Source organism: Mesorhizobium comanense (genome assembly GCF_005503535.1).
GTDB lineage: Bacteria > Pseudomonadota > Alphaproteobacteria > Rhizobiales > Rhizobiaceae > Mesorhizobium > Mesorhizobium comanense.
Genome location: NZ_SCNN01000013.1, coordinates 90,256 through 109,021, shown reverse-complemented (window position 1 = coordinate 109,021; position 18,766 = coordinate 90,256). Strand labels below are relative to the sequence as shown.

The window sequence follows — 18,766 nt, the reverse complement described above, 5'->3', positions numbered from 1 at the left end:
GGCAGTTTTTGACGTAATACGTCGATTGAAGACAAGGCTATCCCTTTTCTATCCTCCTGGCCATCACCAAGGACAGGAGAAAGCCATGTCAGCGATCGCCAAAGATGCCGCCATTCCCGATTCCCGGTTGGCGCGAGCCATCACCGCGTTCATCCGCGATACGGAAACCGAATTGCTCTTCAACCATTCGAGCCGCGTCTATCATTTCGGGGCTATTGCCGGCATTCAGCGCGGACTGAAGTTCGATCGCGAACTGCTCTATGCCGGTGCGATGTTCCATGACATCGGCCTCATGCCGAGCCACAGCAGCAGGGACGAGCGTTTCGAGGTCGACGGCGCCCATGCCGCCCGCGACTTCCTGCGCAGCCATGGCATCCCCGAGGACGACGCATACACGGTGTGGACCGCGATCGCGCTCCACACCACGCCAGGCGTGCCGGTCCATATGCATCCTGTTGTCGCGCTGGTGACGGCCGGCGTCGAGATGGACGTGCTCGGGCTGACCTACGATCAATACTCCGATGCCGAGCGGGAAGCCGTGGTCAAAGCGTTCCCCCGCACACCGAGGTTCAAGGAAGACATTATTCAGGCCTTCTACGACGGCATCAGGCTCAAGCCCGACACAACCTTCGGTAACGTCAAAGCCGATGTGATCGCCGACAAGGAGCCGCATTTCCATCGCGGCAACTTCTGCGGCGTCATCCGCTGCTCCCACTGGCACGGCTGACCGGTGCTTCGATCACCACCGCGCTTCGCGCCGGTGCGAAGTTATTCATCGAAGGATAGAGAGACCAACTCTTACGCAGGCCTGCCACAATTGGCGGCGGGAAATCGTCGGAAACAGCGTGTCGGTGTCTGTACCGAAGTGGCGGAGAGGGAGGGATTCGAACCCCCGATGGGCTTGCACCCATGCCGCATTTCGAGTGCGGTGCATTCGACCACTCTGCCACCTCTCCGCGGGTCATGGTCCGCCGTTGCCGGCGCGGCGCACTAGATAACGGCTGAACGGGAAGGTTACAAGGCCAATCCGTCAGTTATTTGCTTCGCCGGAAAATGGGTGGTTTGCGCGTCGCACACATGGTTCGCGGCACGCCCGGCTGCCTTGACTCCGTGCCGGTGTTCGGTTAGGGACAGCGCGCAATCGGCGTGGAGGGTTCTCCGCGCCGCTTGTTTTTTGAACCCGCAGACTGACAAAAAGACGGCCGAACCGCCAGACGCGGTTCATCAAGGCCGACCGAACAGCGAAAGGCAAAAAATGTTCGCAGTCATTAAAACGGGCGGCAAGCAGTATCGCGTTGCCGCCAACGATCTCCTGAAGATCGAAAAAGTCGAAGCCAATGTCGGCGATATCGTCGAGATCGGCCATGTGCTCGCGCATGGCGAGGGCGAGAATGTCACGTTCGGCGCGCCGTTCGTCGATGGCGCTCTGGTCACCGCCGAAGTCGTCGAGCAGGGCAAGAACCGTACGGTCATCGCTTTCAAGAAGCGCCGCCGCCAGAATTCGCGCCGCAAGATCGGCCATCGCCAGCTTCTGACCACCGTGCGGATCTCCGAGATCCTGCTGGGTGGCGCCAAGCCGGCCAAGAAGGCCGCCGTGAAGGCGGAAGCCAAGGCCGAGGTTGCCGCCGACGCCGCGCCGAAGGAAGCCAAGGCCAAGAAGGAAGCCGCCCCCAAGGCGGAAGTGACGGCCGAGACGGCAGCCGCGCCGCTGTTCAAGGCGCCCAAGGGCGAGCCGGACGACCTGACCGTGATCAAGGGCATCGGCCCGGTCGCCGCCAAGGACCTGGCCGAGCAGGGCATCATCACCTTCGCCCAGCTGGCCAAGCTGTCGGACAAGGATGTCGCCAAGATCGACGAGCACATGCCCTTCAGCGCCGACCAGATCAAGGACTGGCGCGAACAGGCCAAGGAATTGGCCAAGAAGTAATTTTTCTGGCGGCTGGGTCGCCGGATCGGACTTGAAACGGAACGCGAACGCGTTCATAAGGCCTTTTAGGCGCCTCGCGGCGCAACGGAGTTAGTTAGATGGCACACAAGAAAGCTGGCGGCTCGTCGCGCAACGGTCGCGACTCGCATTCCAAGCGTCTGGGCGTGAAGAAGTTCGGCGGCGAAGCCGTCATCCCGGGCAACATCATCATTCGTCAACGCGGCACCACCTGGCATCCCGGCGTCAATGTCGGCATGGGCACGGACCATACCCTTTTCGCGCTCGAAGCCGGCGCCGTGATGTTCAACAAAAAAGCCAATGGCCGAACCTACGTATCGGTCAACCCGATTGCCAAAGCCGCGGAGTAGCCGGTTCCGCACTAGAACACCGGCACCCATCTCGGGAACCGGTGTCTGGCAAAGCCAGGAAAAGGATCAGGGGAGATGGGTTTCCATCTCCCTTTTTTCTTGTGCCTGGAGGACTTTCAAATGGTTGCCGAAGCGGAAGACACAGAAGACGAAAGTTACGCGATAGATTGCCCGGTGCTGGTCACCGAGCGTCTGGTGATGCGGCCGCCGCATGAACGGGACATCGCACAACTGGTCGAGCTCGCCGACAACCGTCACGTCGCCGAAATGCTGGCGCGCATGCCGCACCCCTATGGCGAGGCCGAGGCGCGCGCCTTCCTGGCCATGACCAAGTCGCGCCGCGCCGGCATCGCCTATGCGCTGACGCTGGCCGGCACCGAGACCTTCGTCGGCTGTGCTGGCCTCAACACCACCGATCGCGGGCTGGAGCTCGGATACTGGATCGGCGAGCCGCACTGGAAGCGCGGCTACGCGACGGAAGCGGCGCACGCGCTGGTCGATCTCGCTTTCCAGAAGACGTCGATCCAGGTGCTGCATGCCTCGACCAGGGTCATCAATCCGGCCTCGCGCCGGGTGATCCACAAATGCGGCTTCCAGTATGCCGGCCAGGGCATGCTGAACTCGATCGTCGCCGGCCAGGTGCCGGTCGAGCGCTACCGGCTCGACAGGAAGACGTGGATCAGCCTGCGCAACTGGGTCCACTTCTAGGCGTGTCGATATTCAGGTGAGGCCGGCCTGCAAACGCAGGTTTCCTGCGGATCCCCGTTCTACTGCGCCGCAGTAGAACTGAGCTCACGGACTTTATGTCCGCTCCGCTCCGGTTCTCGGAAACCCACGTTTTCGGCTCGGCCTGACCTGAATCTCGGCACACCTCGGCGCCTGGCCGAAGCAAAGGTTCAGCCCAGCTCGGCCCACACCGGGAAGTGATCCGAACCGGCCGCCTGGCGGTCGACCCACAAGCGCTTCAGAGACCGGGCAAGCGAGGCGCTGGTGAAGACATAGTCGATGCGTTTCTGGCGCTTGGGGTCGCCGAAGGTGATCAGGTCGTCGCCGGCGACGTTGAGGCGCAAGGCGGCATCGACGGCGAAATCGGCGGTCAGCGGCATGCCGAATTCATGGTCGGGCCGGCCGGCGAGTTCGACATATTCGGGCGAGCCGGCCAGCATGTTGAAATCGCCCATGGCGACAAAGGCCTCGGGATGCGGCATTTCGGGCAGGCCGATCTCGGCGACGCCCGACAGCGCGCCGCCTTCGAGCGCGTAGTTCAACAGGCGCTGGCGCAGGAACTGGATCTGGCTGGCGCGCTCGACCGGGCTGCGGTGATCGAGGTGGATGGAATAGAAGCGGATGAAACCAAGCGGCGTCTCGATCAGCGCTTCCAGCGCGCCGCGCTGGAAGTTCATCATCTCGAAGCTGCGGCTGCGCGGCAGGAGCAGGTTGCGCGACAGATGAATGGGTGTTTTCGACAGCATCATATTGCCGAGCTGGAACGTGGTGGTGATGGCGCGGCCCTTCTCGATGCGCGAGCCCAGATTGGCCTCGAAATTGCTGCCGTAGACGGCGAAATAATCGGGCAGCGCCTCGCCGATCTCGGCCACCATGTCGCGGCCGCCGTTCCTGGGGTTGTTGCGGGTAACCTCCTGCAGCGCGATGACGTCGGCGCCGCGCACGGCCTCGGCAATGCGTCCGAGGTCGTAGCGTTCGTCAAGACCGATGCCGTACTGGATGTTGTAGGTTACAAGTTTCATTCCGAGGTCTCTCCGGCCGCTCCCCTCGCGGCCATTGTCACAAAACGGTCTCGCCCTTCGCCGCGCCTTGGTTTAGAGCAAGGCCTGACGTCCAGAGCAATGCCGCAAGGCCAATAAAAGAAACTGCAATCCCATGAAATTTCTTGATCAAGCCAAGGTCTATGTCCGCTCCGGCGACGGTGGCGCCGGTTCGGTGTCGTTCCGACGCGAGAAGTTCATCGAGTTCGGCGGGCCGGATGGCGGCGATGGCGGCCGTGGCGGCGATGTCTGGCTGGAGGCGGTCGACGGGCTGAACACGCTGATCGACTATCGCTACCAGCAGCATTTCAAGGCCAAGACCGGCGTCCATGGCATGGGCCGCAACATGACCGGCGCCAAGGGCGCCGACGTCACGCTGAAAGTGCCGGCCGGAACGCAGGTGTTCGAGGAGGACAACGAGACGCTGATCTGCGACCTGACCGTGGTCGGCCAGCGCTTCCTGCTCGCCAAGGGCGGCAATGGCGGCTTCGGCAACCAGCATTTCAAGACCTCGACCAACCAGGCGCCGCGCCGCGCCAACCCGGGCCTGCCGGGCGAGGAACTCACCATCTGGCTCCGGCTGAAACTGATCGCCGATGCCGGGCTGGTCGGGCTGCCCAACGCCGGCAAGTCGACCTTCCTGGCCGCCGTCACCGCGGCCAAGCCCAAGATCGCCGACTATCCGTTCACGACGCTGCATCCGGGCCTCGGCGTCGCCCGCATCGACGCGCGCGAATTCGTCATCGCCGACATTCCGGGCCTGATCGAAGGCGCGCATGAGGGCGTCGGCATCGGCGACCGCTTCCTTGGCCATGTCGAGCGCACGCGCGTGCTGCTGCATCTGGTTTCGGCACAGGAGGAAAATCCGGGCAAGGCCTACAAGACAGTGCGCGCCGAGCTCGAGGCTTATGGCAATGGCCTCACCGACAAGGTCGAGATCGTCGCGCTTTCGCAGGTCGATACGCTCGACGCCGAAACGCGCAAGAAGAAGGTCGCATCGCTGAAGCGCGCAGCCGGCCGCGCGCCGATCCTTCTGTCCGCCGTTACCGGCGAAGGTGTCGAGGCGGTGCTGCGCGCGCTGATGGCAGTGGTCGCGGAAGCGCGCGACAAGATCGCGACGCCGGTCGAGACGCGCTGGGAAAAGTAGACCATGCAGTCGCTGAAGAAATACCGGCGCATCACCGTCAAGATCGGCTCGGCGCTGCTCGTCGACCGCGCCAGCGGCCTGAAGCGCGATTGGCTTGCCTCGCTTGCCGACGACATCGCCGTCCTCGCCCAGGGCGGGGCAGAAATCCTCGTCGTGTCGTCCGGCGCCATCGCGCTCGGACGCACCATTCTGGGACTTGGCAAGCGCGCCCTCAAGCTCGAGGAGAGCCAGGCGGCGGCGGCCGTCGGCCAGATCGCGCTGGCTGGCGCCTGGTCGGATGCGCTTGGCAAAGGCGCGCTGAAGTCGGGCCAGATCCTCTTGACGCTCGGCGACACCGAGGAGCGCCGCCGCTATCTCAACGCGCGCGCCACGATCTCGACGCTGCTCAAGATGAAGGCGGTGCCGGTCATCAACGAGAACGACACGGTCGCCACCTCCGAAATCCGCTATGGCGACAATGACCGGCTGGCCGCGCGGGTGGCGACGATGATGGGCGCTGATCTTCTGGTGCTGCTCTCCGACATCGATGGACTTTACACGGCGCCGCCGGCCAAGGATCCGGAAGCAAAATTCATCCCCGTGGTCGACCGCATCACGCCCGATATCGAGGCCATGGCGGGCGCGGCCGCTTCCGAACTGTCGCGCGGCGGCATGCGCACCAAGCTCGACGCCGGCAAGATCGCCAATGCGGCGGGCACCGCCATGATCATCACATCGGGAACGCGGCTGTCGCCGCTGATGGCGATCGAGCGCGGCGAACGCGCGACCTTCTTCAGGCCGAGCGCCAATCCGGTGAAAGGCTACAAGACCTGGATCGCCGGCCAGCTCGAACCGGCAGGCCGGCTTACCGTGGATGCCGGCGCCGTGGGCGCGCTCACCTCGGGCAAGTCGCTGCTGCCAGCCGGCGTCAAGCTGGTCAGCGGCAACTTCTCGCGCGGCGACACGGTGGCGATCCTGTCGCCCGAGGGCCGCGAGATCGCGCGCGGGCTGGTTGCCTACGATGCCGCCGATGCCGTAAGGATCGCAGGCCTGAAGACCGCCGAGATCGAAACCGTTCTCGGCTACGAGGCGCGTTCTGCGATGATCCATCGCGACGACCTGGTGGTGAGCCGTTCGGGTGAACAATTATCGGCCGGTGACGAATAGGCCGGTGGAGGATGAGCCATGCTGACGCTGCATGAAAAATCCCGGGACGACACCGTGGCGACGATGGCCGATATCGGCCGTCGCGCACGCGCCGCCGCCCGACCGTTGGCCATCGCCACCACCGCCGCCAAGAACGCCGCGCTCGTCGCCATGGCGGATGCGATCATCGCCCGCGAGCAGGACATTCTCCAGGCCAACGCCATCGATGTCGCCAACGGTGCGGAGGCAGGGCTTTCCGCTTCCTTCATGGACCGGCTGAAGCTCAATCCGGCGCGCATCCGCGCCATGGCCGACGGCATTCGCGAGATCGCTGATTTGCGCGATCCGGTCGGCGACGTCATTGCCGCATGGGACCGCCCGAACGGCCTCCACATCGAGCGCGTGCGCACGCCGCTCGGCGTCGTAGGCGTCATCTACGAAAGCCGGCCGAACGTGACGGCCGATGCCGGCGCGCTCTGCCTCAAGGCCGGCAATCCGGTGATCCTGCGTGGCGGTTCGGATTCGCTCAATTCGTCCTCGGCGATCCATGCCTGCCTGGTCGATGGCCTGAACGCCGCCGGCCTGCCGGAAGATGCGATCCAGCTGGTGCCGACCACCGACCGCGCCGCGGTCGGCGAAATGCTCAAGGGGCTTGGCGGCAATGTCGACGTCATCATCCCGCGCGGCGGCAAAAGCCTGGTCGGGCGGGTGCAGAGCGAGGCGCGGGTGCCAGTGTTTGCCCATCTCGAGGGCATCTGCCACCTCTACATCGACCGCTCCGCCGATCTCGACATGGCAGTGAAGATCGCCGTCAACGCCAAGATGCGTCGCACCGGCGTCTGCGGCGCGGCCGAGACATTGCTGGTCGACCGCTCGGTGGCGCCGACGCATCTGGTGCCGATCCTCGATGCCCTGCGCGCGGCCGGTTGCGAGATCCATGCCGATCAAGACGTGCTGAAGCTGTTCTTCGACGCCAGGCCGGCGACCGATGCCGATTGGGTGACGGAGTATCTCGACGCCATCATCGCGGTGAAGCTGGTCGACGGCATCAGCGGCGCGATCGAGCATATCGAGACCTTTTCCTCGCATCACACCGAGGCGATCGTCGCCGAGGACGCGCAAGCGGTGGAACGGTTCTTCAACGAGATCGATTCTGCGATCCTGCTGCACAACGCCTCGACGCAGTTCGCCGATGGCGGCGAATTCGGCATGGGCGCCGAGATCGGCATCGCCACCGGCAAGATGCACGCGCGCGGCCCGGTCGGGGTCGAGCAGTTGACCTCGTTCAAATACCGCGTGCGCGGGTCGGGGCAGGTGAGGCCTTGAGCGCTGGGATTACCCTCCCCCTGGTGGGGAGGGTGGCGAGCGCAGCGAGCCGGGTGGGGGGACGACGCTGAATTCCACGATACCCCCACCCCGCTCCGCTTCGCGGATCGACCCTCCCCACAAGGGGGAGGGTAAGGACGCCGCTCCCTCCGCCTACCTGAAAATGCCGTACGCCGCCAAAGGTCTGGCCGTCGGGCTGTTCGGCGGCTCCTTCAACCCGCCGCATGCCGGCCATGCGCTGGTTGCCGAGATCGCGCTGAGAAGGCTGGCGCTCGACCAGCTTTGGTGGATTGTGACGCCGGGCAATCCGCTGAAGAGCACCAGGGAACTGGCGCCGCTGGCCGAGCGTATCGAACTCTCCGAAAAGATCGCCAGGAACCCGAAGATCAAGGTGACGGCCTTCGAGGCCGCGCATCATGTGCGCTATACCGCCGACACGCTGGCGCTGGTCAAGGCGCGCAATCCCGGTGTCGATTTCGTCTGGATCATGGGCGCCGACAGTTTGCGCGACTTCCATCGCTGGCAGCGCTGGCGCGAGATCGTCATGACCTTTCCGATCGCGGTGATCGACCGGCCGGGAGCGACGCTCTCCTTCCTGTCGTCCGTCGTCGCCAAGACCTTCGACTATGCGCGCGTCGACGAGGGCGACGCGCCGCTGCTCGCCCGCATGAAGGCGCCTGCCTGGACCTTCATCCACGGTCCGCGCTCGTCGCTGTCGTCGAGCGCGATCCGCCGGATGGCCAAGCCATGATCGATCCCGACCTGCCGGCCGTTCATGCTTTCTGGATCGGCGGGCCGCTTGGGCCGATGCAGGTCGGATGCCTCAAATCCTTCGTCCGCCATGGCCACCGCACCGTGCTGCATGCCTATGACGATCCCGGCGACGCGCCGCCCGGCGTGGAACTGGCGGAGGCGACCAAGATCCTGCCGCGCGAGCGCGTCATCGTGCACCGCAACGGCAGCTATTCGCTGTTCGGCAACATCTTCCGATACAAGCTGCTCACCACCGGGGCGGAGATCTATGTCGACTGCGACATGTATTGCGTACGGCCCCTGCCGCGCCGTCCTTACATGTTCGGCTGGGAGAGCGAGACCCGCATCAACAATGCGGTGCTGAGCCTGCCCGTGGATTCCCCGATCCTGCACGATCTGGCCGAGATGGTGGATCATCCGGATCGCTTCCCCGAATGGTATTCATGGAGCAAGCGCCTGCGCTTCGGCGCGCAGCGGGCGTTCGGCCGGCTCAAGGGGTTCGAGAACCTGCCGCACGCCTCGCTCGGACCCCCTCTGTTGACCTATCTGGTACGCAAGCATGGCCTGCTTGACCAGGCTTCGGCGCAGGACGTGTTCTATTCCAACATCGAGGGACAAGGCACGCTGCTCGATCCCACTCTCAGCCTCGCCGACCTGATCAGGCCGGACACGCTGGCGATCCATCTGTGGCGCGGATCGCTTCGCAAACTCTCGTTCGCGGACGTGCCGCCGACATCGCCCCTGGGTGAGATCCTGGCGATGTGACCGCCGACTCTAGATCAAAGAGACAGAGGCGATGTCGCTTTTGCGGCGGCCTTCGCGGCCGCGATCGGCGATGCTGCGAAAATGCTGGAGAAGAACCGCACCAGGACAGAGCCACGGCATGACAGCCAGCCCGCGCCGTTGATCGCCATTGCCAGCGTCATCGTGTCGATGGCGCTGATTGCGATCGGCAACGGGTTGATGTTTGCCTATATCCCTGTCCGGCTCGGCGTCGAAGGCTTCGATCCGATCTGGGCCGGGCTCATCGTCACCGGACTTTCGGCGGGCGGCCTGGCCGGCTGCATCCTGACCGGGCCGCTGGTGCGCAGGGTCGGCCACGCCCGCGCCTTCATGGTGCTGTCGGCGCTGATCGCGCTGTCCAATGTCGCCATCGGCGCCGGCCCGATCCCTCTTCTTTGGATTGCGGCGCGTGCTCTTTATGGCTTTGCCATCTGCGGCCTGTTCATTGTCGCGCAGAGCTGGCTCAACGACGCCTTGCCAAATGCGATACGCGGCCGGGTCATGGCGGTGTTCTACGTCGCCTATATTGCTGGCCTCGGCGTGGGCTACGCGACGCTCGCGTTTGTCGACATCCGCACATCAGCCGCGTCGCTGATCGGCATCGCCTTCACTGCCTTGTCCATCCTGCCGGTGGGGATGACGCGGCTTGCCCAGCCGCCTCCGCCGCAGGCGGCTTCGGTCGCGCTGCGCCAGGCCTGGCGTATCTCGCCGGTCGGGGTCGCGGGGATGCTGGCCGTCGGCGGCCTGTCGATGATCATTTCCGGTTTCGCGCCGATCCACGCCACCGCCAAGGGCTATACCCAGGCGGACGTGGCGCTTTTGCTGTCGGCCATGCCCGTCGGCACGCTTATCCTGCAGATACCGCTCGGCTGGCTTTCGGACCGCACCGACCGGCGCTACGTGCTTGCCAGTGCCGCGGCGCTCGCGGTCGTCGCCAGCGTGCTTGCGATCGCCTTCGACGGCGGCGCGCTGATGACGCTGGTGGTGATCTACCTGATCTGGGACGGGGCGGCGGAATCGATCTATGCGCTGTCGAGCGCGCATGCGGCGGACCGCGCCAAGAAGGATGAGTTGCTGGCGCTTTCGAGCTCCATGCTGTTTGCCTGGTCGCTGGCCGGCTTCGTGGTGCCGGGCATCGTTACCGCGCTCTCCGCCTTCTTCGGCACCGAGACCTTCATCTATGTCGGCATCGTCATTGCCGCGGCATTCTGCCTGTTCGTGTTGTGGCGCGTGATGGCGGTGCGGCCGGTGCCTGCCACCGAGACCGGCAGTTTCGCGCCAATGTCGGCTCAAGCGCCCTTGCCGGTCGAACTCGCCTTTGCTCCGGAGGACGAGGACCGGCACCGGGGCGGCTAGACGGTGAAACGCTGAACCGCTCAGTTGCTCTTCTGACGGCGTGCTTCCTGGACCGGTATTTCTGGCGCCGGCAGGGGAATCGATATGCCTTCCTGGTCGAATTCCTGCTTGGCGCGCTTGGTGAGGTCGGCCTGGGTGGCGAAGAAGTCCGCCGAGGATGTCCAGTAGCGCAAGGTGATGGAGACGGTGCTCTCGCCCAATGTCGCGACAAAGGCGATCGGCGCCGGTTCGCGCCGGATACGCCGCTCAGCGGCGGCAATGGCGAGCAGCGTCTTCTGGGCGCGGTCGATGTCGTTCCAGGAGCCGATGCTGAGCGTGATGTCGCCGCGCCGGACGCCGTTGCGCGAGAAGTTGCGTACCGGCTGGTTCCACAGCGTCGAATTGGGCGCCAGTATGTAGACGCCATCGGCGGTCCTCAGTTTCGTGGCGAAAAGGCCGATCTCCTCGATCGAGCCGGCGACGGACCCGACCTCGACGGATTCGCCGATGCGGAATGGCCGCAAGGCGAGGAGCATGATGCCGGCGGCGATGTTCTGCAGCGTGCCTTGCAGGGCCAGCCCGATAGCCAGGCCAATGGCGCCGATCGCGGCGATGATCGATGCCGTCTGCACGCCGAACTGGCCAAGCACCATGATGACGACGAGAATCAGCACGGCATAGCGCACGATCTTCGAAAAGAAATGGCGCAGCGTCGCGTCGAAGCCGTGGATATGGCCGAGGCCCGCGAAGATGGAGCGCTCCAGCAGGCCGGCGACGACATAGCCGACGACGAGCAGGATCACCGCGCCTATGGCCGAGAAGGAGTAGGAGACGATCAGCGTGCTCAGTTGCGCGATCGCGGTCTGCACGCTGAGGAGGGCGGTTTGCGGTTCTATCGGCATGGCTGGGTCCTGTTTGGCAGTCAGTCGATAACCGCCGCACCAGGCCTGGGTTCCGATCTTTTTTCGCCCGACCTGGAACATTCGACCGGCCGCCGAGTTCACGAGCGCCGGGCTGCGTCTTGAAACTGTCAGGGAACTCTGCCTATCTAAGTGGCGTCACCTGCTTTTGGGGGTGATTTGGTTGTTCTTGCTGCGAAAGGAAATACACTGAGAACAGCACTGCGGAAGAAGGCCGACATCATGCCTTCGCCGGCCGGGATCAGCGTAAACGACGCCGTGTCCCGCGCCATCAAGACAGTCCTTGCCAGTCTGGAAGACTCCAAGGCCGAAAACATCGTCTCAATCGACATCCAGGGAAAATCGAGCCTTGGCGACTACATGGTGGTCGCATCGGGCCGATCGCACCGTCATGTCTCGGCTGTCGCCGACCACTTGCTCAAGGCGCTCAAGGATGCCGGCCTCGGCACGGCGCGCGTCGAGGGCCTGTCCGGCGCCGACTGGGTCCTGATCGATTCGGGCGACATCATCGTCCATGTCTTCCGTCCCGAGGTCCGCGAATTCTACAATCTCGAAAAGATGTGGCAGGCGCCGGATCTCGAGGAAGAGACCCTTCATTAAGCGGCCCCTGCCGTTGCCCGGAAAAGCATTTCGGCTTTGGGTGACAGGCATTAGCGGCTTATAGAGGCGGGATGAAAATTGCAGTCCATGCCGTGGGCCGAATGAAAACCGGCCCCGAACGGGAGTTGGCCGACCGTTATTTCGAGCGCTTCGCCAAGAGCGGGCCAGCGGTCGGGCTCGAATTCGCGGGCGTGACCGAGATCGCCGAAGGCCGCGCCCAGAGCGCTGCCGAGCGCCAGCGGGACGAAGCGTCGCGACTGCAGGCGCAATTGTCGCCGGGCACCGCTCTGATCCTGCTCGATGAGCGCGGCAAAAGCCTCTCCTCGCAGGATCTGGCCAATCGCATCGGACAGTTGCGCGATGGCGGCCGCAAGACGCTGGTGCTCGCCATAGGCGGCGCGGATGGCCACGATCCGTCGCTGCGCGATCAGGCCGACCTTATCCTGTCGTTCGGCGCCCTGACCTGGCCGCATCAACTGGTGCGGGTGATGCTGGGAGAACAGCTTTACCGTGTGGCCACGATCCTCTCGGGGCATCCCTATCATCGCTCTTAGCGGTGGACTTTGAGGCGGTACGCCCGGATTTCCGCCTCAATGCCGGGCAACATCGCATCAGAGGGGCAGACCTTTTCAAACATGGTTGATGGTTCGTTAACGAAGCCGCCGATAGTGTAGATGGCGAATGTCTGAAGGCTGGAAATCGACGAAGGGCTCAGGCCCCTGGCGCGCACGCTGCGGCATGGCCGTGGCGGCGTTGCTTTTGTCATTCCACGCGGCGCGGGCCGAGAACACGCTCGACATGGCTCCTGATCCGGACCAGAGCCGGGCCGAATACGAACAGGTATCCAAGGAAATAACGCTGTCATCGGAAAGGCTGGCGAAGCTCGCGGCTGACATCGCCGCGGTCAAGAAGGACCACGCCTCGATCACGGCCGCCCTGATCCAGTCCGCCATGACCGAGCAGAAGCTTGGCCAGGACATCGAGGACATCGGCGGCAAGCTCGAGGGGCTGAAGGACCAGCAGCAGAAAATCCGCGCCTCGCTCGCGGCACGGCGCGACGTGCTGGCCGAAGTGCTCGGCGCCCTGCAACGCATGGGGCTCAACCCGCCGCCGGCCATTCTGGTCAAGCCGGAGGATGCGCTGTCGTCGGTGCGCAGCGCCATCCTGCTCGGCGCCGTGGTGCCGGAACTGCGCCAGCAGACCGACAGCCTGCTCGCCGACCTCAAGGAGCAAACCCGGGTCACGGCCTCGATCGAGGCCGAGCGGGCACGGCTGACGGCGGCTGTCGGCGACCAGGTCGCGGAAAAGAAGCGGCTCGGCATGCTGCTGGAGGCCAAGCAGAAGCTCGAGGCCGACACGCAGGCCGAAATGGTGGCCGAACAGCAGCGCTCCGAGCAACTGGCGGCCAAGGCCAGCAGCCTGAAGGATCTGATCGATTCGCTGCAGGCGCAAGCCGACAAGACCCGCAAGGCCGCGGACGCCGCGAAGGCAGCCAATGCCGGCCAGGCCGGCGGCGCTCAGGCCGGCGACGACCAGACGGCGTCGCTGCCGGTTCCCGAAGGCAATCGGCTGACCGCCGCTGCGCCATTTTCGGCGCTTCAGGGACAGATCGCGCTGCCGGTCACGGGCCGAATCAAGCGCCGGTTCGGGGCCGATGACGGTAACGGCGCGTTGATGCAAGGCGACATGGTTGCGACACAATCGGGAGCCATCGTCACCGCGCCGGCGGATGGGAATGTGCTTTATGCGGGGCCGTTTCGCTCCTATGGTCAACTCTTGATCCTCAATGCCGGCGACGGTTATCATGTCGTTCTGGCGGGGATGAGCAGAATCAGCGTCGCGACTGGTCAATCGGTGCTCGCAGGAGAACCGATCGGCGCGATGGGAGAGGCCCGGGTGGCAAGCACCTCGGTTTCGAAGAATGGAAATGCCACGCCGGAACTGTATGTCGAGTTCCGCAAGGATGGAAAACCCGTCGATCCGGCCCCATGGTGGGCGGACCGTTTTTCTGGAAGGACGTGAAATGATGCGGAAACTGTCGCTTCTGTTTGCCGGTGCGCTGATGGGCGCGTCCGCCATGAGCCTTGTCTATGGCGCGCCCGGCTCGGCGGCAAACGCTGCGGGGTCGGAGACCTACAAGCAACTGGCGATCTTCGGCGACATCTTCGAGCGGGTAAGGGCGCAGTACGTGACCCCGCCCGACGACAAGTCGCTGGTCGAGAACGCCATCAACGGCATGCTGTCCTCGCTTGACCCGCACTCTTCCTACATGAACGCCGAACAGGCGCAGGACATGCGCGTCCAGACCAAGGGCGAATTCGGCGGCCTCGGCATCGAGGTCACGATGGAGAACGACCTGGTCAAGGTGATCACGCCGATCGACGACACCCCGGCCGCCAAGGCCGGCGTGCTGGCGGGCGACTATATCGCCAAGATCGACGGCGAGGAGGTTCGCGGCCTGACGCTCAACGACGCGGTCGACAAGATGCGCGGCCTGGTCAACACGCCGATCAAGCTCACCATCCTGCGCCAGGGCGCCGACAAGCCGATCGAGCTGACGGTGGTGCGCGACATCATCAAGGTCAAGGCGGTCAAGTTCCGGGTCGAGAACGACATCGGCTACATGAAGATCACCTCCTTCACCGAAAAGACCTATGACGATCTCGAGAACGCGATCGACACCATCAAGAAACAGGTGCCGGACGACAAGCTGAAGGGCTATGTGCTCGACCTGCGCCTCAATCCTGGCGGCTTGCTGGACCAGGCGGTGAGCGTGTCGGATGCGTTCCTGAAGCGCGGCGAGATCGTCTCGACCCGCGGCCGCGATCCGAAGGACGTCACCCGCTTCGACGCCAAGCCGAAGCAGGTCGACGACATCAACGGCAAGCCGATGATCGTACTCGTCAATGGCGGCTCGGCCAGCGCGTCCGAGATCGTCGCCGGCGCTCTGCAGGACCTGCGCCGCGTCACCGTGGTCGGTACGCAGTCCTTCGGCAAGGGCTCGGTGCAGACCATCATCCCGCTCGGCGAGAATGGCGCGCTGAGGCTGACGACGGCGCTCTATTACACGCCGTCCGGCAAGTCGATCCAAGGCAAGGGCATCACGCCCGACATCAAGGTCGACCAGCCGCTGCCGCCGGAATTGCAGGGCCGCGACCTGACGCGCGGCGAATCCGACCTCAAGGGCCACATCAAGGGCGCCGACGAGAGCTCGACCGGCTCTGGCTCGGCCGCCTATGTGCCGCCGGATCCGAAGGACGATCTGCAGCTCATCTTCGCCGAACAGCTGCTGCGCGGCGAGAAGACCGATCCGTCCTTCCCGCCGAACCCGGAAAAGGCCGTGCTCAACCAGTAAAGGCGGCCGGTCTGGCCGCTGGACTGAAGCAATGCGATGCTGCCGGGACCGAAAGGTTCCGGCAGTTTGATTCGGGGGCTGAGCGTGGCTCCCAAGAGCCGACACGGGGTTCGGCAGAAACGTGCCTGTCTTCTCGAAGGGGTCGGCTTTCGAGGTATTGCGCACCGGGGATTGGGCTTGGCTGAGATCGGCAAGGACATCGAACGCCCGCTTGGACAGGCTGTCCGGGCGCCGCGCTCCAGCGCCAAGGTCAGCAGGGGTGCGGTCGTGGCGACCGTTGTCGTTCTGGCGGTGGTCGGTGTCTCGGCCGCGATCGCGCTCAGGGACAAGCCGTTCCGAAAGCCGCAGGAGGTCGCCGTCTCGACGCCGAAGGTAACAGCGGCGGCCGAGCCCACTGCCACGCCACCCGCCCTGGCGCCGGCCGCGCCGAAGGTGGAGACGCCGGCCAAGACGGGCGGACCGCAGATCATCCACATCCAGCCGCAAGCCGATGGTGGGACCAACGCTCCGATCGTCATTCGCGATCCGTCGTCCGTCGGCCAGAATCTGAAGATCGCGCATCTCCCTGACAAGGCGCTGATCGAGACCAGCGAGACCGGACCTTTGCCGATGCGCGCCGCCGATGGAAGGCGGCCATTCGATGTCTATGCGCGTCCGTGGTCCGGCTCGCGCGGCGCCCGTGTCGCGATCGTCATCGGCGGACTTGCGGTGTCCCAGACGGGCACCCAGGCGGCAATCGCCAAACTGCCGCCGGAGGTGACGCTGGCCTTCGCCCCGCAAGGCAACAGCATCGGGCGCTGGATGACGGCCGCACGGCAGGGTGGCCACGAGATCGTCATGCAGGTGCCGCTCGAACCGTTCGACTATCCCACCGTCAATCCCGGGCGCAACACGCTGACGGTGGCGGCAAGCGCGGAAGACAACCTCAAGAACCTGCACTGGGCACTGTCGCGCACGACGAACTATACCGGTGTCATGAACTATATGGGCGCGCGCTTTTCCGCGGACGGCGGGGCGATGGGACCTTTCATGGCCGAACTCGGCAAGCGCGGGCTTGCCTATATCGACGACGGTTCCTCGGCGCGCAGCCTGGCGCCTGACCTTGCGCTGAAGGACGGAGTGCCATTCGTGGCCGGCGACATGGCGATCGACGCCGTGCAGGATCGCGGCGCCATCCTGAAGAAGCTCGACAGCCTGGAGGCGACCGCGCGGGCCAAGGGCACCGCCGTCGGCATCGGCTCGGCCTTCGACCTGACGGTCGACACGGTCACGTCATGGGTGGCCGAGGCGAAGAAGCGTGGCATCGAGATCGTGCCGATTTCAGCGGTGGCCATCGACCCGCAAAAAGGCTAACAGCCGTCTGAACCACTCCGGCGGGCACCCGTCGGGGCGAATTCTGCGGACGGCTGGAAATCCGACACATGGCCAAGAAAATCGATCGCGAAACATTGCCCTACCGTCCCTGCGTCGGGCTGATGATCCTCAATGGCGAAGGCCTGGTCTGGGTGGGGCATCGCATCGTCGAACCCGATAGCGAATTCAGCGGCGCGACGCAGCTCTGGCAGATGCCCCAGGGCGGCATCGACAAGGGCGAGGAGCCCTTGCAGGCGGCGGAGCGCGAGCTTTATGAGGAAACCGGCATGCGCAGCGTCTCGCTGCTCGCGGAAGCGCCCGACTGGATCAACTATGACCTGCCGGACGACCTCATCGGCGTCGCGCTGAAGGGCAAGTATCGCGGCCAGACGCAGAAATGGTTCGCCTTCCGCTACCATGGCGACGCCAGCGAAATCCAGATCGATCCGCCGCCGGGCGGCCACACGGCCGAGTTCGACGAATGGTCGTGGCGGCCCATGCGCGACCTTCCCGACCTGATCGTTCCCTTCAAGCGCAAGGTCTATGAAGATGTCGTGGCGGCGTTCCGCCATCTGGCGCCATAAACGACGACCCATGAGCACCGCCGCAGTTGCCGTGCGGTGCCAGCGGTCCTATTGATGTCCATCCATCACAAGGAGGGTCGCCATGAACGACGCCCCTGCAAGGTTCCCGTCCGATGATGCCGCCATAAGCGAAGCGGCGGCCGGCGCTGTCCTCACGATCGATCTTGGCGCCATACGCGAAAACTACCGCCGGTTACGGAAACAACTCGGTGGTGCACGCTGCGCCGGCGTGCTCAAGGCCGACGGTTACGGCCTCGGCGCGGCACAGGTAGCCTCGGCGCTGATGAAGGAAGGATGCGATATCTTCTTCGTCGCATTGCTGGGGGAAGGCATAGCCCTGCGCAAGGCCATCGGAGCGGGACCCGACATCTATGTGCTGAACGGCCTGCCGCCGGGCTCCGAGCTGGAAGCCGTGGCCGCCCGACTCTGCCCTGTCGTCAACAGCGGTGCGCAGTTGAAAGCCTGGCGAGCGATGGCTCAGGGCTTCGCGCACGGGCTGCCGGCCGCCATCCAGGTCGATAGCGGCATGTCGCGGCTGGGCATGGCGCCGATGGAAGTCGAGGCGGTGGCCGGCGATGCCAGCGCGTTCGATGGCGTCGACGTCAGATATGTGATGAGCCATCTGGCCTGCGCCGACGAGCCCCGTCATCCGGCCAACGGACAGCAGCGGCTGGCCTTCGAAAGGCTGCGCGCCATGCTGCCCGAGGCGCCGGCTTCGCTGGCCAACTCCTCCGGCATCTTTCTGGGGTCGCCTTACCACTATGATCTCGCGCGCCCGGGCGCCGCGCTCTACGGCATCAACCCGACGCCGGGCGAGCCCAATCCCATGCTGCCCGTCGTGCACCTGCAGGCGAAGGTGGCGCAGACGCGCAAGGTCGAAAAGGGCGCGGGCATCGGCTATGGCCACAGCTATCACGCGCAAGGTCCGCTCAGCCTGGCAACGATCTCGTTCGGCTATGCGGATGGCTGGCTGCGCCGTTCCGTCTCAGCGGCGTGGTTCGCGGATGTCCGGCTGCCTTTCCTTGGACGCGTGTCGATGGATTCGATAATCCTCGACATATCCGCCTTGCCCGCCGGGCGGTTGGCGGAGGGCGATCTGGTCGAGCTTCTCGGGCCGTCCCAGAGCGTCGACGATGCCGCGGGCCACGCCGGCACCATCGGTTATGAAGTCCTGGCCAGTCTCGGCTCCCGCTTCCACCGGCGCTATGTCGGCGGCTGAGCGGTTTGGCCGCGCTTGACAAGCCGGTGCCTGTCGGCAAGGCTTGGTGCATGAGCAACCTCGCCCATATCAGAACCTTGTTCAAGGTCTGCCCGATCGCGGGATCGTAGCCCCGGCGCGGCCGCCATCCAGGCGTCCGTCCGTACCGGGGCATCTGTTACATCCATCATCGCCATCAAATTGCAACGCCGTTCGGGGCCGCGGG

The 18,766-nt window shown here is 64.8% G+C and carries 19 protein-coding genes and 1 tRNA gene; 17 read left to right on the top strand and 3 right to left on the bottom strand.

Features of this window, described 5'->3' with window-relative positions; all coding sequences use genetic code 11:
- Window positions 1–85 precede the first annotated feature (85 nt).
- The gene (locus FFS37_RS21820; protein ID WP_137933141.1) at window positions 86–727 is read left to right on the top strand and encodes an HD domain-containing protein; all 642 of its coding nucleotides are present in this window, start codon (window positions 86–88) and stop codon (window positions 725–727) included.
- Window positions 728–866: 139 nt separating this feature from the next.
- Here FFS37_RS21820 and FFS37_RS21815 read toward each other — a convergent pair.
- Window positions 867–956: transfer RNA gene (locus tag FFS37_RS21815), tRNA-Ser, on the bottom strand.
- Window positions 957–1,255: 299 nt separating this feature from the next.
- On the opposite strand from FFS37_RS21815, the gene FFS37_RS21810 reads away from it, so the two are divergent.
- The 3 genes from FFS37_RS21810 to FFS37_RS21800 all read left to right on the top strand — a co-directional run bounded on the left by FFS37_RS21810 (window position 1,256) and on the right by FFS37_RS21800 (window position 3,003).
- Entirely contained in the window at window positions 1,256–1,927 is a 672-nt protein-coding gene (locus FFS37_RS21810; RefSeq protein WP_137933039.1) for a 50S ribosomal protein L21, read from the top strand.
- 98 nt (window positions 1,928–2,025) lie between these two features.
- Window positions 2,026–2,295, top strand: a complete 270-nt coding sequence (gene rpmA, locus FFS37_RS21805) for a 50S ribosomal protein L27 (RefSeq protein ID WP_137933038.1) — start codon at window positions 2,026–2,028, stop codon at window positions 2,293–2,295.
- A gap of 120 nt (window positions 2,296–2,415) precedes the next feature.
- Window positions 2,416–3,003, top strand: coding sequence for a GNAT family N-acetyltransferase (locus FFS37_RS21800; protein WP_171026361.1), 588 nt, complete (start codon window positions 2,416–2,418; stop codon window positions 3,001–3,003).
- A 188-nt stretch (window positions 3,004–3,191) separates the two neighbouring features.
- Here FFS37_RS21800 and FFS37_RS21795 read toward each other — a convergent pair whose 3' ends face one another.
- Window positions 3,192–4,043: an endonuclease/exonuclease/phosphatase family protein gene (locus FFS37_RS21795; RefSeq protein WP_137933036.1), complete on the bottom strand. Its 852-nt coding sequence runs from the start codon at window positions 4,041–4,043 to the stop codon at window positions 3,192–3,194.
- A 133-nt stretch (window positions 4,044–4,176) separates the two neighbouring features.
- On the opposite strand from FFS37_RS21795, the gene obgE reads away from it, so the two are divergent.
- The 6 genes from obgE (at window position 4,177) to FFS37_RS21765 (ending at window position 10,551) form a co-directional block, all read left to right on the top strand.
- Complete coding sequence (gene obgE, locus FFS37_RS21790; RefSeq protein WP_137933035.1) at window positions 4,177–5,208, top strand: GTPase ObgE; 1,032 nt, start codon at window positions 4,177–4,179, stop codon at window positions 5,206–5,208.
- A 3-nt stretch (window positions 5,209–5,211) separates the two neighbouring features.
- Window positions 5,212–6,354, top strand: a complete 1,143-nt coding sequence (gene proB, locus FFS37_RS21785) for a glutamate 5-kinase (RefSeq protein WP_137933034.1) — start codon at window positions 5,212–5,214, stop codon at window positions 6,352–6,354.
- An 18-nt stretch (window positions 6,355–6,372) separates the two neighbouring features.
- Window positions 6,373–7,659: a glutamate-5-semialdehyde dehydrogenase gene (locus FFS37_RS21780; RefSeq protein WP_137933033.1), complete on the top strand. Its 1,287-nt coding sequence runs from the start codon at window positions 6,373–6,375 to the stop codon at window positions 7,657–7,659.
- A 163-nt stretch (window positions 7,660–7,822) separates the two neighbouring features.
- On the top strand, window positions 7,823–8,410 hold the full coding sequence (locus FFS37_RS21775) for a nicotinate-nucleotide adenylyltransferase (protein ID WP_137933032.1): 588 nt from the start codon (window positions 7,823–7,825) through the stop codon (window positions 8,408–8,410).
- Window positions 8,407–9,177, top strand: coding sequence for a glycosyltransferase family 32 protein (locus FFS37_RS21770; protein ID WP_137933031.1), 771 nt, complete (start codon window positions 8,407–8,409; stop codon window positions 9,175–9,177). Before FFS37_RS21775 ends, FFS37_RS21770 begins: the two co-directional genes overlap by 4 nt.
- 81 nt (window positions 9,178–9,258) lie before the next feature.
- The gene (locus FFS37_RS21765) at window positions 9,259–10,551 is read left to right on the top strand and encodes an MFS transporter (RefSeq protein WP_137933030.1); all 1,293 of its coding nucleotides are present in this window, start codon (window positions 9,259–9,261) and stop codon (window positions 10,549–10,551) included.
- Window positions 10,552–10,571: 20 nt separating this feature from the next.
- Here FFS37_RS21765 and FFS37_RS21760 read toward each other — a convergent pair whose 3' ends face one another.
- A complete protein-coding gene (locus FFS37_RS21760; protein WP_137933029.1) occupies window positions 10,572–11,432 on the bottom strand; it encodes a mechanosensitive ion channel family protein in 861 nt (286 codons plus the stop codon).
- A gap of 240 nt (window positions 11,433–11,672) precedes the next feature.
- Here FFS37_RS21760 and rsfS point away from each other — a divergent pair, with 240 nt between their 5' ends.
- The 7 genes from rsfS (at window position 11,673) to alr (ending at window position 18,561) form a co-directional block, all read left to right on the top strand.
- Window positions 11,673–12,050, top strand: coding sequence for a ribosome silencing factor (gene rsfS, locus FFS37_RS21755; protein ID WP_135902362.1), 378 nt, complete (start codon window positions 11,673–11,675; stop codon window positions 12,048–12,050).
- A 71-nt stretch (window positions 12,051–12,121) separates the two neighbouring features.
- Window positions 12,122–12,604 (top strand): 23S rRNA (pseudouridine(1915)-N(3))-methyltransferase RlmH, encoded by a 483-nt coding sequence (rlmH, locus tag FFS37_RS21750; protein ID WP_137933028.1) that lies wholly within the window; start codon window positions 12,122–12,124, stop codon window positions 12,602–12,604.
- Window positions 12,605–12,731: 127 nt separating this feature from the next.
- A complete protein-coding gene (locus FFS37_RS21745; RefSeq protein ID WP_137933027.1) occupies window positions 12,732–14,072 on the top strand; it encodes a murein hydrolase activator EnvC family protein in 1,341 nt (446 codons plus the stop codon).
- 1 nt (window position 14,073) lies between these two features.
- Complete coding sequence (locus FFS37_RS21740; RefSeq protein ID WP_171026360.1) at window positions 14,074–15,405, top strand: S41 family peptidase; 1,332 nt, start codon at window positions 14,074–14,076, stop codon at window positions 15,403–15,405.
- Window positions 15,406–15,582: 177 nt separating this feature from the next.
- Window positions 15,583–16,758, top strand: coding sequence for a divergent polysaccharide deacetylase family protein (locus FFS37_RS21735; protein ID WP_137933026.1), 1,176 nt, complete (start codon window positions 15,583–15,585; stop codon window positions 16,756–16,758).
- Window positions 16,759–16,826: 68 nt separating this feature from the next.
- Entirely contained in the window at window positions 16,827–17,342 is a 516-nt protein-coding gene (locus tag FFS37_RS21730) for an RNA pyrophosphohydrolase (protein ID WP_137933025.1), read from the top strand.
- Window positions 17,343–17,424: 82 nt separating this feature from the next.
- The gene (alr, locus tag FFS37_RS21725) at window positions 17,425–18,561 is read left to right on the top strand and encodes an alanine racemase (protein WP_137933024.1); all 1,137 of its coding nucleotides are present in this window, start codon (window positions 17,425–17,427) and stop codon (window positions 18,559–18,561) included.
- The last annotated feature ends 205 nt before the right edge of the window (window positions 18,562–18,766 follow it).

Coding starts and splice junctions, on each gene's coding strand:
- FFS37_RS21820 (WP_137933141.1), top strand. CDS start 86: ATGTCAGCGATCGCCAAAGATGCCGCCATTCCCGATTCCCGGTTGGCG.
- FFS37_RS21810 (WP_137933039.1), top strand. CDS start 1,256: ATGTTCGCAGTCATTAAAACGGGCGGCAAGCAGTATCGCGTTGCCGCC.
- rpmA (WP_137933038.1), top strand. CDS start 2,026: ATGGCACACAAGAAAGCTGGCGGCTCGTCGCGCAACGGTCGCGACTCG.
- FFS37_RS21800 (WP_171026361.1), top strand. CDS start 2,416: ATGGTTGCCGAAGCGGAAGACACAGAAGACGAAAGTTACGCGATAGAT.
- FFS37_RS21795 (WP_137933036.1), bottom strand. CDS start 4,043: ATGAAACTTGTAACCTACAACATCCAGTACGGCATCGGTCTTGACGAA.
- obgE (WP_137933035.1), top strand. CDS start 4,177: ATGAAATTTCTTGATCAAGCCAAGGTCTATGTCCGCTCCGGCGACGGT.
- proB (WP_137933034.1), top strand. CDS start 5,212: ATGCAGTCGCTGAAGAAATACCGGCGCATCACCGTCAAGATCGGCTCG.
- FFS37_RS21780 (WP_137933033.1), top strand. CDS start 6,373: ATGCTGACGCTGCATGAAAAATCCCGGGACGACACCGTGGCGACGATG.
- FFS37_RS21775 (WP_137933032.1), top strand. CDS start 7,823: ATGCCGTACGCCGCCAAAGGTCTGGCCGTCGGGCTGTTCGGCGGCTCC.
- FFS37_RS21770 (WP_137933031.1), top strand. CDS start 8,407: ATGATCGATCCCGACCTGCCGGCCGTTCATGCTTTCTGGATCGGCGGG.
- FFS37_RS21765 (WP_137933030.1), top strand. CDS start 9,259: ATGCTGGAGAAGAACCGCACCAGGACAGAGCCACGGCATGACAGCCAG.
- FFS37_RS21760 (WP_137933029.1), bottom strand. CDS start 11,432: ATGCCGATAGAACCGCAAACCGCCCTCCTCAGCGTGCAGACCGCGATC.
- rsfS (WP_135902362.1), top strand. CDS start 11,673: ATGCCTTCGCCGGCCGGGATCAGCGTAAACGACGCCGTGTCCCGCGCC.
- rlmH (WP_137933028.1), top strand. CDS start 12,122: ATGAAAATTGCAGTCCATGCCGTGGGCCGAATGAAAACCGGCCCCGAA.
- FFS37_RS21745 (WP_137933027.1), top strand. CDS start 12,732: ATGTCTGAAGGCTGGAAATCGACGAAGGGCTCAGGCCCCTGGCGCGCA.
- FFS37_RS21740 (WP_171026360.1), top strand. CDS start 14,074: ATGATGCGGAAACTGTCGCTTCTGTTTGCCGGTGCGCTGATGGGCGCG.
- FFS37_RS21730 (WP_137933025.1), top strand. CDS start 16,827: ATGGCCAAGAAAATCGATCGCGAAACATTGCCCTACCGTCCCTGCGTC.
- alr (WP_137933024.1), top strand. CDS start 17,425: ATGAACGACGCCCCTGCAAGGTTCCCGTCCGATGATGCCGCCATAAGC.